The sequence below is a fragment of the Pseudomonas sp. HMSC067G02 genome, assembly GCF_001813485.1.
GTDB classification, from domain to species: domain Bacteria; phylum Pseudomonadota; class Gammaproteobacteria; order Pseudomonadales; family Pseudomonadaceae; genus Pseudomonas; species Pseudomonas aeruginosa.
Map to the genome: position 1 here is coordinate 16,268 of NZ_KV812609.1, position 14,374 is coordinate 30,641.

Consider the following 14,374-nt stretch of genomic DNA (forward strand, 5'->3'; position numbering starts at 1 on the left):
CGGCCCGATGAGGACAGAACGACAAGAAAAAGGGGCCCGCGAATGTCAGGCGCAACCCGCAAACCCGGTTTCACCGTCGCCGTGCTGGCGACCCTGCTGGCCGCCGTGGTGGTCCTGCTCGGCGCCTATACCCGGCTGACCCACGCCGGCCTCGGCTGTCCGGACTGGCCAGGCTGCTACGGCTTCGTCCACGTGCCGCTGAGCGAGGCGCAACTGGCCCACGCCGAACTGTACTTCCCCGACGCCCCGGTGGAGGCACAGAAGGGCTGGAACGAGATGATCCACCGCTATTTCGCCGGCGCCCTCGGCCTGCTCATCCTTGGCCTGGCGTTGCATGCGCTGGTCCGCCGCGGGCGCGACGGCCAACCGCTGAAGCTGCCGCTGCTGCTGCTCGCGGTGGTGATCGCGCAGGCCGCTTTCGGCATGTGGACGGTGACCCTCAAGCTCTGGCCGCAGGTGGTCACCGCCCATCTGCTCGGCGGCTTCACCACCCTGGCGCTGCTCTTTCTCCTCGCCCTGCGCCTCTCCGGACGCTTTGCGGCGCGGCGCTACCCGGCGGCGACCCGCGGCCTGGCGGGGCTGGCCCTGTTCCTGGTGATCGGCCAGATCGCCCTCGGCGGCTGGGTCAGCAGCAACTATGCGGCGGTGGCCTGCATCGACCTGCCCACCTGCCATGGCGAGTGGTGGCCGCGGATGGACTTCGCCAACGGCTTCCACCTGACCCAGCACATCGGCCCCAACTACCTCGGCGGCCAGCTCGACAGCGACGCGCGCACGGCGATCCACATGACCCACCGGATCGGCGCGCTGTGCGTGACCCTGGTCCTCCTGCTGCTCGCCTGGCGCCTGCAGCGCAGCGGCGTGGTCTGGCCGACCGCGCTGATGCTGCTCGGCCTGTCGCTGCAGATCGGCCTGGGCATCAGCAACGTGCTGCTGCACCTGCCGCTGCCGGTGGCGGTGGCGCACAACGGCGGTGGCGCCCTGCTGCTGCTCAGCCTGGTGCTGGTCAACTATCGCCTGCGCGCGCCGGCCAGCGTCCGCGCGCCGGCACCGTCGCCGCAGCGCGTGCGCCGCACGCTGCCGCCGGCGCAAGGTTCGCGGCTGAAGGCCGCCTGACAGACAGAAGGATGGAGGTAAGGATATGGCCACCGTCATCGATCGCCACAGCCAGCCGACCTGGCGCGACTTCCTCGAACTGACCAAGCCCAAGGTCGTGGTGCTGATGCTGATCACCTCGCTGATCGGCATGCTGCTCGCCACCAAGGCGCCGCTGGATGGCTTCGTGCCCTGGCAGGTGCTGATCTTCGGCAACCTCGGCATCGGTCTTTGTGCCGGCGCGGCGGCGGCGGTCAACCATGTGGTGGACCGGCGCATCGACTCGATCATGGCGCGGACCCACAAGCGGCCGCTGGCCGAGGGCCGGGTGTCGCCGAGCATGGCGCTGGGCTTCGCGCTGCTTCTGGCGCTGGCCGGGATGGCCGTGCTGCTGGCCTTCACCAACCCGCTGACGGCCTGGCTGACCCTCGCCTCGCTGCTCGGCTATGCGGCGCTCTACACCGGCTTCCTGAAGCGCGCCACGCCGCAGAACATCGTCATCGGCGGGCTCGCCGGGGCGGCGCCGCCGCTGCTCGGCTGGGTCGCCATCACCGGCCACCTGAGCGCCGAGCCGCTGTTGCTGGTACTGATCATCTTCGCCTGGACCCCACCGCACTTCTGGGCGCTATGCATCCACCGCAAGGACGAATACGCCAAGGCCGACATCCCGATGCTGCCGGTGACCCACGGCGAGCGCTACACCAAGCTGCACATCCTGCTCTATACCCTGGTGCTGTTCGCGGTGAGCCTGATGCCGTTCGTCATCCACATGAGCGGGCTGGTCTATCTGCTCTGCGCCCTGGCCCTGGGCGCGCGCTTCCTCGACTGGGCCTGGGCGCTCTACTGTGACAGCCGGCCACATGCGGCGATAAAGACCTTCAAGTACTCTATCGTCTACCTGTTCCTGCTGTTCATGGCGCTGCTGGTGGACCACTATCTGCCGCTGAAGCTGCTTCTCTGATCCCACTCTAGAGCCTTGCCCACCCATGACTCGAGTCAACAAGACCGTCCTCGTCCTCGTCGCCCTGGTCGCCCTGGTCCTCGGCCTCACCGTGCACAAGGTGCTCACCGCCCAGCGCCAGGCCGATCCCACCGTGCTGCTCGACGCCGGCATCGTGATCCTGCCGCAGACGCGCAAGGTGCCGGCGCTGGAGTTCACCAACCAGGACGGCCAGGCGGTCAGCACCGCCAGCCTCAAGGGTCGCTGGCACCTGCTGTTCTTCGGCTACACCTTCTGTCCCGATGTCTGCCCGACCACCCTCGCCCAGCTCCGCGAATTGCAGGGCAAGCTGCCGCAGGAGGTGCGCGACGACCTGCAGGTGGTATTCGTCAGCGTCGATCCGAACCGCGATACGCCGCAGCAGATCAAGCAATACCTGGGCTACTTCAACGCCGGCTTCCAGGGGCTCACCGGCACTCCGGAGAACATCCAGAAGCTGGCCAACGCCATGAGCATCCCCTACATCCCCGCCGACACCAGCAAGCCCAACTACACCGTCGACCACAGCGGCAACCTGGTGATCATCGGTCCGGACGGCGAGCAGCACGGCTTCATCCGCGCGCCGCTGAACAACGCCAAGCTGGAAGCCCAACTGCCCGGCGTGCTCAAGCCGCAGGCCTGATTCCCTTCCCTCCCCCCACCGTCCGCGGCGCTCCGGGCCTCAGGCCCGGCGCATGCCGATGTGCGGGATGTCGTCTTCCAGGTAGACCTCGGTGACCGCGACGAAGCCATAGCGGCTGTAGTAGCCCTGCAGGTGGGCCTGGGCCGAGAGGTATACCGGGGTTTCCAGCCAGAGGCGCTCCGCCGCCTGCAGCGCGCGTTCCATCAACTGGTGACCGAGCCCCTGGCCGCGCGCGGCCGAGGAACTGACCACTCGGCCGATCACCACCTGGCCCTCGTGGCGAACCGGGTCCAGCAGGCGCAGGTAGGCGAGCAACTGGCCGTCGCGCCAGGCCATCAGGTGATGGGTATCGCCGACCAGGTCGAGGCCGTCGACTTCCTGGTAGGGGCATTTCTGTTCCACCACGAAGACCTCGGTGCGCAATTGCAGCAGCGCGTAGAGTTCCTTCAGGGTGAGGTCGGCGTGGTGCTTGCAGGTCCAGTCGAGCGACATGGTCGGGATTCCGGGACAGGGGACAGGAACGCGGTTATGCCATGGGCGGCGGGCCGCTGGAAAGGCGTGGCCGGTCGGTTTCGTTTCAGAACCCACGCGGCTATCCTTTGCCGAACGGCTGGAGGTGTCTCATGCGTTGGGAAGAACTGAGCGAACAACCCTGTTCGCTGGCGCGGGTGCTGGCGATCCTCGGCGATCGCTGGACCCTGTTGGTATTGCGCGACTGCTTTCTCGGCGTGCGCCGTTTCGACGACTTCGAGCGCAGCCTCGGCGTGACCCGCCACGTCCTCGCCGACCGCCTCAAGCGCCTTGTCGAAGCGGAGATACTGGCCAAGGTGCCCTACCAGGAAAGGCCGCTGCGCGAGGAATACCGGCTTACCGAGAAAGGGATGGAACTGTACCCGGCCATCCTTTCCCTGGTGAACTGGGGCGACCGCCACCTCGCCGGCGTCGAGGGGCCGCCACTCGAGCATGTGCACAAGCATTGCGGCCAGCACATGCATGGCGTGCTGGTCTGTTCCGAATGCGGTGAGCCGCTGCACGCGCGGGACGTGACGGTACGCGAGGGGCTGTTCTGGAAGGGGCGCCTGCTGCGGCGCGGCTGAGCGTTCCAGGCCTGGCCGCCGACGCGAATCGGCGGATAAACGCCGATGGCGTTACGGCAGGAAGGACGCTGTCGTACCAGGCTCCGCCGACCGGTCCCCTCTCTTCAGGGAGAGGACGTGCCGGGCAGGCCGGGACAGGCAGAGTAATTGGTGCGCGGATATCACTCGAGCCCTTGCCAGTTGACAAGTTCCTTTTAAGAACTAACTATCGTCTCTATTGGGTTCTAAAAAAGAACTAACAAGAGAGGCCTCTGCAATGACCCAGCGCAAAGCGGTTCTGGTAATGGGCGCCGGCGACGCCACCGGTGGCGCCATCGCCCGGCGGTTCGCCCGCGAGGGCTACGTGGCGTGCGTCGCCCGGCGCAACGCGGAGAAGCTGGAGCCGCTGGTGCAGGCCATCCGCGACCAAGGCGGCGAGGCCCTGGCCTGCGGCTGCGACGCACGCCAGGAGCAGCAGGTGATCGACCTCTTCGCCCGCATCGAGGGTGAGGTCGGTGCGCTGGAGGCGGTGATCTTCAACGTCGGCGCCAACGTCTGGTTCCCGATCACCGAAACCACCGAACGGGTCTATCGCAAGGTCTGGGAGATGGCCGCCTTCGGCGGCTTCCTCACCGGCCGCGAGGCGGCGCGGGTGATGCTGCCGCGGCAGCGCGGAACGATCATCTTCACTGGCGCCACCGCCTCGCTGCGCGGACGCGCGCATTTCGCCGCGTTCTCCGGCGCCAAGTTCGCCCTGCGTGCCCTGGCCCAGAGCATGGCGCGCGAGCTGGGGCCGAAGGGCATCCACGTCGCCCACCCGATCATCGACGGCGCCATCGACACCGACTTCATCCGCGAAACCCTGCCCGAGCTGTACAAGCGCAAGGAGCAGGACGGCATCCTCGATCCCGAGCACATCGCCGAGACCTACTGGCAGATCCACTGCCAGCCGCGCGACTGCTGGGTACACGAACTGGACCTGCGCCCCTGGATGGAAACCTTCTGATCCCCGCCACGGAAAGAGCCACGCATGAGCAAGCAAATCGAGTTCTTCTTCGACTTCGGCAGTCCCACCACCTACCTCGCCTGGACCCAACTGCCGCGCATCGCCGCCGCCCATGGCGCGAGCATCGCCTGGCGGCCGATGCTGCTGGGCGGCGTGTTCAAGGCCACCGGCAACCATTCGCCGATCGAGGTGCCGGCCAAGGGGCGCTACACCCTCCACGACCTGGCGCGCTATGCGAAACGCTACGGCGTGCCGCTGGCCTTCAACCCGGCCTTCCCGATCAACACCCTGACGCTGATGCGCGGCGCCCAGGGCTATCTCGGCGGCGAAGGGTTCCATCCCTACCTGAAAGCGGTGTTCGAAGCGTTGTGGGTACGACAGCAGAACCTCGGCAAGCCCGAGGTGGTCGCCCAGGTGTTGGCGGAGGCCGGGTTCGATCCGGATGAGTTCCTCCGCCTGGTTGGCGACGAGCAGGTCAAGGAGGGGCTCAAGGCGACCACCGAAGAGGCGGTGCGGCGCGGCGTCTTCGGCGCGCCCAGCTTCTTCGTCGGCGACCAGTTGTTCTTCGGCCAGGATCGCCTCGATTTCGTCGCCGAGGCCCTTGCCGGCTGACCTCCCCTTCCCCGCGGCGAGCCGCTCTGGCCCGCCGCCTTGCGCCATCCGAGCGCCCTTCTCCCGGCTGCGGCCCGCGCGTGCCGCGGTTCCTGGCCATTCGTCGCGCCCGCCGATAGCGGCTTGTCAGGCCGACTTCTTTGCGTATAGGCTGAACTGGTCAGACCGGTAATACCACAATAAAAATGCGTTCATCGCCCGCCTCCGCGAGGCCCGATGAAAGCGCCGAATGGAGACTCCTGCGATGTTCATCAAGCGCTGTTCCCGCTCGATATTCCTGCAAGTCGTGATTGGCCTGGTGATAGGCGTCATCTGCGGGGTCGGCATTCCCGACCTGGCCGTGCAGATGAAGCCGCTGGGCGATGGCTTCATCAAGCTGATCAAGATGCTCATCGCACTGATCGTCTTCTGCGTGGTGGTCAACGGCATCTCCGGCGCCGGCGACCTGAAGAAGGTCGGCCGCATCGGCCTGAAGTCGGTGATCTACTTCGAAATCCTCACCACCATCGCCCTGGTCCTCGGCCTGGTGGTCGCCTACAGCCTGGGCCTGGGCAGCGGCGCCAACATCCATCTCAACGAACTGCCCGCCGGCGACGTCGCCCTGTATACCGGGCGCACCCAGGAAATCCATGGCCCCGTGGCATTCCTCATGGGCCTGATCCCGACCTCTGTGTTCAGCGCCTTCGCCGAGAACGACATCCTCCAGGTCCTGCTGTTCTCCGTGCTGTTCGGCAGCGCCCTGAACCTGGTCGGCGAGCAGGCCAGCGGCGTGGCCCGCCTGATCAACGAATTCAGCCACATCGTGTTCCGCATCATGGGCATGATCGTGCGCCTGGCACCGCTCGGCGTGTTCGGCGCGGTGGCCTTCACCACCGCCCGCTACGGCGTCGACTCGCTCAGCCACCTGGGCGCGCTGGTGCTGGTGTTCTACGCCACCTGCCTGGTCTTCGTCATGGCGGTGCTCGGTAGCGTCCTGCGTCTCTCCGGGGTGCGCATGCTGCCGTTCCTGCGCTACTTCCGCGAAGAGCTGATGATCGTGATGGGCACCGCCTCCTCCGACGCGGTGCTGCCGCAGGTGATGCGCAAGCTCGAGCACATGGGCATCCGCAGCTCCACGGTAGGCCTGGTGATTCCCACCGGCTACTCGTTCAACCTCGACGGATTCTCGATCTACCTGACCCTGGCGGTGGTGTTCATCGCCCACGTCACCGGCACGCCGCTGGCGATGACCGACCTGGTCACCATCCTGCTGGTTTCGCTGGTGACCTCCAAGGGCGCCCACGGCATTCCCGGCTCGGCCCTGGTGATCCTCGCCGCCACCCTCACCGCGGTGCCGGCGATCCCGGTGGCCGGCCTGGTGCTGGTGCTTTCGGTGGACTGGTTCATGGGCATCGGTCGCGCGCTGACCAACCTGATCGGCAACTGCGTGGCCACCGTGACCATCGCCCGCTGGGAAAACGACATCGATATGCCGCGCGCGCAGGCCATACTCGACGGGCGCCTGGAGGCGCCGGCCAAGGCCGACGGCGAGCCGCTCAAGCGCAGCGCGGTGGCCGGGGAAGGCAAGCTGCATGGCTGACGCGCCGAGGCGCGTTGCACGTCCGATTGGCAAGTAAAGGGAGGCGACATGTTTTCTTCGTCCAAGCTGGTCAACGCGGTTGCCCAGCGCCTGCTCGACACCATCGAGCAGGGTCGCTGGGTCGCCGGCCAGATGTTGCCCGGCCAGCGCGAGCTGGCTGAGCAGATGGAAATCAGCCGGCCGAGCCTGCGCGAGGCGATCATGGTCCTGGAGACCCTGGGCGTGGTCCGTTCGCTGCCGGGCAAGGGCGTGATGGTCCTCGAACGCAGCGAACCGCTGCGCGAGGTCGCGGCGCCCGGCGAGGCGACCATGGAAGACGTCCTGCAACTGCGCTATGCGCTGGAGCCGTTCATCGTCGGAATCGTCGCGCAGAGCGCCGGGGCGGCGGAGATCAGCGAACTGCGGCTGTTGCTGCTGGACCTGCGCGAAGCGGTCGAGGATGGCGACCCGCAGGCTCTGGTTGAGGCCTACACGGCCTTCCACCGGCGCCTGGTGAAGCTCACCTCGAACCCGATCTTCCTCAGCGTTTCCGAACAGATCGGCAGCGCCCTGGAACGCAGCGACAACCTGGTGCGCCGCCAGCCGGAATACGCCGAGGAGATCCTCCAGGAACACGACGCCATCCTCCGTGCGATCCGCCAGCACGACAGCGAGCGGGCGAGCCAGGCGATGCGCCAGCACATCCTCAACGAAGGCGCGCGCCTGAACATCGACCTGCGCTTGCCGCAGGTCTGATCGCCCGCGCCAGGGTTCCAACCCGGGACCGTCGCGGCGCCCGGACGGCTTTCGTCCGCCGCCTGCGAAGGCCCACAAGCACGACTCGACAGGTGTGAACATGGTCGGATTCGACGCACGTACCCAGCAGGGCGCCGCGCTGCGCCCCACCAGCCATTTCGTCTACGAAAGCATCTACACGGCAATCCTGGAAAAGCGCCTGGCGCCGGCCGCCAAGCTGAGCAAGGAAACCCTCGGGCAGATCTTCCGGGTCAGCAACGGCACCATCCAGCGTGCCCTCACCCGTCTCGCCGAGGACGGCGCGGTGGTGATGCCGCCGAAGGAGGTCGCCAGCGTTGCCCGCCCGGACGAGCGCCAGGCGCGGCAGGTGCTGGACGCGCGCCTGCTGGTGGAAAGCGAAGTGGTGCGGCAACTGCCCGCGGGGGTGGATCCCGCCGCCCTTGCCGAGCTACGGGCGCTGGTCGACGAGGAGCAGGCTTGCCTCGCGGCCCGCGACAGCGCCGGGCTGATCCGTCTCGCCGGGCGCTTCCACCTGCGCCTGGCCGAACTGACCGAGAATCCCTTGCTGCAGGGTTTCGTCCGTGGCCTGGTGGCACGCGCCTCGCTGGACATCGCGCTGAACAAGGGGGCGGTCTATACCGCCGAGGCCTGCGCCGCGCAGCGCGCCCTGCTCGATGCCCTGGAGGACGGCGACAGCGCGGCGGCGGCTGCGCTGATGGACGCTTACCTGCGAGGCCTGTTCGCCCGCATGCGCTTCCTGCCGCCACCCACCACCGACCTGCGCGAGGCATTCGGCATGAAGGCCCCTCGCGGGGAAAAACGCCGGAGGGCCTGACCTCCCCGGCCGCCGCCTACCAGATCTGGCAGGCGGTGGTGGCTGGTGGCCAGCCTATAGTGAAGCGGGTCAGGGATGGCGCCGTGCTGGTCGAAGTAGCCAAGGGTCCGTTGTGAGCGCCCGGTCCTGTCCGTGACGTCCTACAGGAAGCTGTGAACGCATGGTTAACGGAGATCGACATGGCATACGCAGAATGGATCGCAGTGAAGGTCGTGGTATCCAAATCCATCGGCACGGTGGGCATCCGCAACGCCACCTTGCAATGGGGCAAGTTCTACCGCTACACCAACAAGGACGACGAGATTTCCACCGAGGAAGTCAGCAGCATGAACGTGCAGGCCGGCAGCCCGCAATGGATCGCCTCCTGCGGACGGGAGAACGCTTCGTCCGGCACCCAGGGCAGCTTCGACTGCTACGACGGCAACACCAAGATGGGCACCTTCAGCTGGGATGACCCGTGGAAATCCGGCGCCACCAACACCTGGGGCTTCACGCCGGCATCGGCGGACTATGCCGGCATCACCAGCGGCGGCAACGCCACGGGCACGGACATCGGCGAGGTCACCCTGACCCTCGGCCGCTTCTCCTGACGGTACCTGGAGCTGGCCGGCAGTCCGTCGGTCAGCTCCAGCGCTCATCCCCGTCCGTGGCGAACGCTCGCCGCAGCGCCTCGATGGCGACCTTCACCTTGGCCGGCTGGGCCTCGCGCCGTGGCGTCACCGCATAGATGCCGAGCCCGGGAATCCTCCACTCCGGCAATAGCTGTTGCAGGCGCCCGTCGTTCAGCGCGTCGCGCACCTCCGGCAGCGGCTGGTAGGACACGCCGAGTCCGTCGAGGGTGAACTGACGCACCGCGAGCATCCCGTTGGCGGCCACCCGTGGCTCCAGGCGCAGTTTGCAGACTTCCCCGCCCGGCCCGCTGAGCGTCAGGTGGTTGAGGTGGTTCGAGGTGTTCAGGGAAATCCAGTCGACCTCGGTCAACTGCTCCGGACGGTTGATGGGCGCCCGTTGGCGCAAATAGGCCGGCGCCGCGCAGAGCACGCTGCTCCAGTCGCCGAGGTGGCGCGCCACCAGGCTGGAGTCGGCGAGATTGCCGACGCGTATCGCCAGGTCGATGCGCTCGGCGACCAGATCGATGCGCTCGTCCTGGAAGAACAGTTGCAGGCGCAACTGGCGGTGGTTCTCCAGCAACGGTTTCAGCGCCTGGGTGATCAGGGTGCCGGAGAACCCCACCGGCGCCGCCAGGCGCAACTCGCCCACCGGCGCATCGCGCCATTCGCCGAGCCGCCGCTCGGCTTCCTCGGCGATCGCCAGCATCTGCGCGCAACTGCGATAGAACGCCTCGCCGGCCTCGGTCAGGGTCAGCCGGCGGGTGGTGCGATGCAGCAAAGTGACCTGGGCGCGGCTCTCCAGCTTGCGGATCTGCTGGCTGACTGCCGAAGGGGTCATGCCCAGGCTCTGGGCCGCGGCTGCCATCGAGCCCTTGTCCACCACAGTGGCGAAGATCGCCATGCCTTTCAGCGAATCCATGCCGGTTCCTCCTTGCGGGAGACTGCGCCTGGGGAAAAATCACCGGAAAAAGCGCGAGAAAGCATGCCCAGCGGGCGAGGTCGTCGGGTTTCGGAAAAATACGGATGCGTATGGGAGCGAAGCATAAGTCAGTTAAAGAACTAATCAGGTTGCAGTGGTCGCAAGTTGGTCGCTCTCATTTGTCTGGTCGAAAAATGTCCATTTCTTGTGAGTTATGGATGTTTTGTCCGAAATAAGTAACTACGTACAAGTCAAGGCAAATATTCGTTTTGAAACATCTTGTAACCATATGACCACTTTCAGGGGGTAATTTCGACCCTGTCGATGCGCAAAATCTGGATTTCCTTGCCTTTTACCCGAAAAGGGGCGCTGAACGGCCAGCGCTCCAGGGTCAGGGTGCGTACGCCTGGCACCTCGCTGGGCCGCCCTGCCCCCTGGTTGGCTACCTGCTGCAGCGGTTTCACCTGCTCGACGATGTCCTGGACGGCTTTCAGGGCTTTTTCCGGGCCGATCAGCACGACGTAATGGTCGTAGATGGCGTCCAGGTCGGCGGCCGCCTTGCGGGTCCACTTCAGGCTCATTGCAGCCCCCAGCGCTTCTCGATCTCGGTGTGTTCCAGCAGGCGACCGGCATTGGCATCGGCCAAGCCTTCATCGATGGCAGCGACCTGCCACTGCTGCCTTTCCAGGTACTGCGCGAGCGCCTGCCGCAGGTGATACGGGCGGTCGCGGTGGGTGGCGCGGGCCAGTTCGTCGAGGGCCGCGACCAGGGCGTCATCGGCGCGGAACGAGACTACGGTGCTCATTTTCTGATCAGCTTCGTTTTCGTTGTATACGGTGTTTACAGTGAAAACGAATGTATACGAAAGCCCTCGGGCGAGCAATCGCCAGGCTGTTTCGTCCGACGAAAAAACCTTTATCGATCAGTGGGTTGAATGAGGAGCCCGCCCCGAGCGGGGCGGGCGGAAGGGTGGCGCGGGATTACCAGGCCTGGTTGAAGTGGAAGCCCTGCCTGGGCGAGAAGCGGGTGTTGACGAGCTTGTAGCCTTCCTCGCCGCTTGGCTTGACCAGCGAGACCTGGCCGACCTGCGGTTGGGTGATCTGTTGCAGGGTGGTCAGGCTGGCCTGCTTGAGCACCTCGGGGTTCTTCGCCCAGTCCTTCACTTCGCGTGGCTTGACCTCGACGGTGACCAACCAGCCCTTTTCCACGGCCGGGCCGTAGTCGTCGGGCTTGGCGGGGTCCACCGAACGGACGCTGACGTCGAAGCCGCTGCTGTAGCAGAAGGCCTTCGACTCGGGCTTGTAGTCCTCGCGGCCGGCGGGCGTGAGGTCGTAGGAATCGCCGTCGCGGCGCAGCAGGCCGACGCCGACCAGCGCGTCGTAGACCGCAGCGTTGCCTTTCGCCGGGCCGGGGCCGGAGAAGCTGTCGGAGAGCGTCACCGGGAAGGTCTTGAACAGGGTGGAGCTGGCGCAGGCGGGTTTGTCGAAGCCGCGCTCGGCGAGCAGGCGGGCGATCTCCTCGCTGGACGGAGCGGAGTCCGAGCAGGCGGCGAGGAACAGTGGGAGGGCGGCGACGAGGCCGCGCAGAACGCGTGTAGGCATGGGCATGTCCTTTGTCCATTGGCGCAGCCGGATCGGCTGCGCGGCGAATTCTAGCGGCTGTGGCACCATGGGCGCACATTCGACCCAAGGAGGAGAACCCATGCGCCTGCCTGCGAACCTCGGCCGCCTGCTGCCGGCCCTGTGCCTGGGCGTCCTGTTGAGCGCCTGCAGCACCTTCGGCCAGCGCGATCCGTTGCGTATCGACCTGGTCGGCCTGGAACCCCTGCCGGGGCAAGGCATGGAGATGCGCTTCATGGTCAAGCTGCGGGTACAGAACCCCAACGACGAGCCGATCGAATACAACGGCATCGCCCTCGACCTCGACGTCAACGGCCAGCCCCTGGCCAGCGGCGTCAGCGACCAGACCGGCGAGGTGCCGCGCTTCGGCGAGCGGGTGGTGAGCGTGCCGCTGACCGTCTCCGCCTTTTCCGCCTTCCGCCAGGCCTGGGGCCTGAGCAACAACGCGCCGACCCGGGGCATGCCCTACGTGGTGAAGGGCAAGCTCGCCGGAGGCCTGTTCGGCACCGTGCGCTTCAGCGAAAAGGGCACCCTCGACTTCTCCGGGCCGGCCGTCGGCGCGCCGAAGACCAAGGGGCTCTGAGGCGGTTCGGCAGGGGAGCGATAAACCCTATATAATCTGCGGTTTTCGTCCCCCTGCTGAAGAGAGAATGCCGTGAGCACGCTGCCGCCCTGTCCCCAATGCAACTCCGAATACACCTACGAGGATGGTGCGCTGCTGGTCTGCCCGGAGTGCGCCCATGAATGGTCGCCGAACGAGGCCGCTACGGCGTCCGATGATGGCAAGGTGATCAAGGATTCGGTGGGCAACGTTCTCCAGGACGGCGATACCATCACCGTGATCAAGGACCTGAAAGTGAAAGGCTCCTCGCTGGTGGTGAAGGTCGGCACCAAGGTGAAGAACATCCGCCTGGTGGACGGCGACCACGACATCGATTGCAAGATCGACGGCATTGGCGCGATGAAGCTGAAATCGGAATTCGTCAGGAAGGTCTGAGACGACCTTGCCTGAAGAAGCCCGGCCATTGGCCGGGCTTTTCTTTGGAGGGCTGTCTGGGTTCTTCCCCCGGTGGTGGACTCAGACCCGCGCCGTCTTCCCGGCGTAGTCCTCGCCGAGGCGCGGCTTGCGTCGCGCGTTGAGCAGCCCGAGGCAGACGGTGAAGATCGTCAGCAGAGCGGTGGCGAACACCTCGTGACGGTGCTCCGGCATGATCAGCATGATGCTCAGCGCGGCGACGATGAACAGGATCACCGCCCAGGTCAGCCAGGGATACAGCCACATGCGGAACTCGATGGGCTGGCCGCTGGCCTGCAATTGCTTGCGCATGCGCAACTGGGTCACGGCGATCACCAGGTACACCAGTAGCGCCACGGCGCCGGAGCTGGCGAGGAGGAAGGTGAAGACCTTCTCCGGCGCGAAGTAGTTGACGATGGTGGTGAGGAAGCCCACCGCGGTGCTGGCCAGCACCGCCGGGCGTGGTACGTGGGCGGTGTTGGTCAGCTTGAGCACGCTCGGGGCGTCGCCGCGCTTGGCCAGGGAGAAGACCATCCGCGACGAGGTGTAGATCGCCGAGTTCAGGCAGCTGGCCACGGCGACCAGTACCACCAGGTCGACGATCAGCTTGGCGTGCGGGATGTCCAGCAGCTCCAGGGCGCGCTGGTAGGAGCCGACCTGGATCAGCAGCGGGTCGTTCCACGGCACGATGGAGATCACGATGAAGATCGACACCAGGTAGAACAGGCCGATCCGCCAGATCACCGAGTTGGTGGCGCGGGTGATCTGCTTCGCCGGGTCCTTGGACTCGGCGGCGGCGATGGTGACGATCTCGGTGCCCATGAAGCTGAACATGGTCGTCAGCAGGGCGCCGAGCACCGCGCCGTAGCCGTTCGGCACGAAGCCGCCGTGGCTCGCCATCAGGCTGGACAGGCCGCTGACCTCGCGTTCCGGCAGGCCGCCGACGATGGCCACCGCGCCGAGCACGATGAAGGCGATGATGGCGATCACCTTGAGCAGCGCGAACCAGAACTCGAACTCGCCGTAGCGGGCCACGCTGAAGAGGTTGGTGACGGTGAGCAGGAAGGTCACCGCGAGGGCGAAGATCCAGGTGTCGATGGCCGGGAACCAGGCGTTGAGGATGGCCGCGGCGGCGATCGCTTCGAGGGGGATCACCAGCACCCAGAACCACCAGTAGAGCCAGCCGATGGTGAAACCGGCCCAGCGGCCGATGGAGCGATCGGCGTAGGTGGAGAAGGAACCGGTATCGGGGGAGGCGACCGCCATTTCGCCGAGCATGCGCATGACCAGCACCACCAGGGTGCCGGCGATCAGGTAGGCGAGCAGGGCGGCCGGGCCGGCGGCGGCGATGGCATGGCCGGAGCCGACGAACAGGCCGGCGCCGATCACCCCGGCGATCGACAGCATGGTGACGTGGCGTTGTTTCAGGCCGGGCGCGAGCGAGGCGTTGCGCTTGTTCGGCAGTTGTGAAGCCAGTACGACTTTGGACATCGTTGAGACCCTTTAATTGTTCTTGGGCAAGGTCTGGGCCGCCTTGTGGGCGACGCCATGGGTGCGGCCGTGGGTGAGGTTTCACGGCGGTGGAACGTTGCGGACTCCTGATTGCGGAAAAAGAAAAGGGTATCCGGAATTTCTGGTTGATAAAATGCC

At 66.2% G+C, this 14,374-nt stretch carries 18 protein-coding genes; 12 read left to right on the forward strand and 6 right to left on the reverse strand.

Annotation, left to right across the window (positions count from 1 at the left end):
* Positions 1-42: 42 nt before the first annotated feature.
* From HMPREF2914_RS00345 to senC, 3 genes are read left to right on the forward strand one after another with little or no spacing between them, the layout of a single operon-like run.
* On the forward strand, positions 43-1,116 hold the full coding sequence (locus HMPREF2914_RS00345) for a COX15/CtaA family protein (RefSeq protein WP_023092257.1): 1,074 nt from the start codon (positions 43-45) through the stop codon (positions 1,114-1,116).
* A gap of 25 nt (positions 1,117-1,141) precedes the next feature.
* Positions 1,142-2,056, forward strand: a complete 915-nt coding sequence (cyoE, locus tag HMPREF2914_RS00350; protein WP_003083746.1) for a heme o synthase — start codon at positions 1,142-1,144, stop codon at positions 2,054-2,056.
* Between the two features lie 25 nt (positions 2,057-2,081).
* Positions 2,082-2,717, forward strand: coding sequence for a cytochrome c oxidase copper chaperone SenC (gene senC / locus HMPREF2914_RS00355; RefSeq protein ID WP_003083748.1), 636 nt, complete (start codon positions 2,082-2,084; stop codon positions 2,715-2,717).
* Positions 2,718-2,756: 39 nt separating this feature from the next.
* Here the strand turns inward: senC and HMPREF2914_RS00360 are convergent, their stop codons facing one another.
* Positions 2,757-3,209, reverse strand: coding sequence for a GNAT family N-acetyltransferase (locus tag HMPREF2914_RS00360; protein WP_023092258.1), 453 nt, complete (start codon positions 3,207-3,209; stop codon positions 2,757-2,759).
* 131 nt (positions 3,210-3,340) lie between these two features.
* On the opposite strand from HMPREF2914_RS00360, the gene HMPREF2914_RS00365 reads away from it, so the two are divergent.
* The 7 genes from HMPREF2914_RS00365 to HMPREF2914_RS00395 all read left to right on the forward strand — a co-directional run bounded on the left by HMPREF2914_RS00365 (position 3,341) and on the right by HMPREF2914_RS00395 (position 9,150).
* On the forward strand, positions 3,341-3,814 hold the full coding sequence (locus HMPREF2914_RS00365) for a winged helix-turn-helix transcriptional regulator (protein WP_003083753.1): 474 nt from the start codon (positions 3,341-3,343) through the stop codon (positions 3,812-3,814).
* Between the two features lie 256 nt (positions 3,815-4,070).
* Positions 4,071-4,799, forward strand: coding sequence for an SDR family oxidoreductase (locus HMPREF2914_RS00370; RefSeq protein WP_003083755.1), 729 nt, complete (start codon positions 4,071-4,073; stop codon positions 4,797-4,799).
* 24 nt (positions 4,800-4,823) lie between these two features.
* Positions 4,824-5,411: a 2-hydroxychromene-2-carboxylate isomerase gene (locus HMPREF2914_RS00375; RefSeq protein ID WP_003083757.1), complete on the forward strand. Its 588-nt coding sequence runs from the start codon at positions 4,824-4,826 to the stop codon at positions 5,409-5,411.
* A gap of 229 nt (positions 5,412-5,640) precedes the next feature.
* Entirely contained in the window at positions 5,641-6,990 is a 1,350-nt protein-coding gene (locus HMPREF2914_RS00380; protein WP_003137006.1) for a C4-dicarboxylate transporter DctA, read from the forward strand.
* 48 nt (positions 6,991-7,038) lie between these two features.
* Positions 7,039-7,725, forward strand: coding sequence for a FadR/GntR family transcriptional regulator (locus tag HMPREF2914_RS00385; protein WP_003083762.1), 687 nt, complete (start codon positions 7,039-7,041; stop codon positions 7,723-7,725).
* Between the two features lie 100 nt (positions 7,726-7,825).
* Entirely contained in the window at positions 7,826-8,560 is a 735-nt protein-coding gene (locus HMPREF2914_RS00390; RefSeq protein WP_003083764.1) for a GntR family transcriptional regulator, read from the forward strand.
* A 179-nt stretch (positions 8,561-8,739) separates the two neighbouring features.
* On the forward strand, positions 8,740-9,150 hold the full coding sequence (locus HMPREF2914_RS00395) for an aegerolysin family protein (RefSeq protein ID WP_003110659.1): 411 nt from the start codon (positions 8,740-8,742) through the stop codon (positions 9,148-9,150).
* A gap of 31 nt (positions 9,151-9,181) precedes the next feature.
* On the opposite strand, the gene HMPREF2914_RS00400 is transcribed toward HMPREF2914_RS00395, so the two are convergent.
* The 4 genes from HMPREF2914_RS00400 to HMPREF2914_RS00415 all read right to left on the reverse strand — a co-directional run bounded on the left by HMPREF2914_RS00400 (position 9,182) and on the right by HMPREF2914_RS00415 (position 11,691).
* On the reverse strand, positions 9,182-10,090 hold the full coding sequence (locus tag HMPREF2914_RS00400; protein ID WP_003083769.1) for a LysR family transcriptional regulator: 909 nt from the start codon (positions 10,088-10,090) through the stop codon (positions 9,182-9,184).
* A gap of 299 nt (positions 10,091-10,389) precedes the next feature.
* Complete coding sequence (gene parE, locus HMPREF2914_RS00405) at positions 10,390-10,671, reverse strand: type II toxin-antitoxin system toxin ParE (protein WP_003083773.1); 282 nt, start codon at positions 10,669-10,671, stop codon at positions 10,390-10,392.
* Positions 10,668-10,895 (reverse strand): CopG family ribbon-helix-helix protein, encoded by a 228-nt coding sequence (locus HMPREF2914_RS00410; RefSeq protein ID WP_003083775.1) that lies wholly within the window; start codon positions 10,893-10,895, stop codon positions 10,668-10,670. Before HMPREF2914_RS00410 ends, parE begins: the two co-directional genes overlap by 4 nt.
* A gap of 175 nt (positions 10,896-11,070) precedes the next feature.
* The gene (locus HMPREF2914_RS00415; protein WP_023092259.1) at positions 11,071-11,691 is read right to left on the reverse strand and encodes a hypothetical protein; all 621 of its coding nucleotides are present in this window, start codon (positions 11,689-11,691) and stop codon (positions 11,071-11,073) included.
* Positions 11,692-11,791: 100 nt separating this feature from the next.
* Between HMPREF2914_RS00415 and HMPREF2914_RS00420 the strand changes: the two genes are divergently transcribed.
* Positions 11,792-12,292, forward strand: a complete 501-nt coding sequence (locus HMPREF2914_RS00420; protein WP_003101228.1) for an LEA/WHy family protein — start codon at positions 11,792-11,794, stop codon at positions 12,290-12,292.
* Between the two features lie 72 nt (positions 12,293-12,364).
* Entirely contained in the window at positions 12,365-12,706 is a 342-nt protein-coding gene (locus tag HMPREF2914_RS00425) for a zinc ribbon domain-containing protein YjdM (protein WP_003101229.1), read from the forward strand.
* 81 nt (positions 12,707-12,787) lie between these two features.
* Here the strand turns inward: HMPREF2914_RS00425 and gabP are convergent, their stop codons facing one another.
* Entirely contained in the window at positions 12,788-14,215 is a 1,428-nt protein-coding gene (gabP, locus tag HMPREF2914_RS00430) for a GABA permease (RefSeq protein WP_023092260.1), read from the reverse strand.
* Positions 14,216-14,374: the final 159 nt, after the last annotated feature.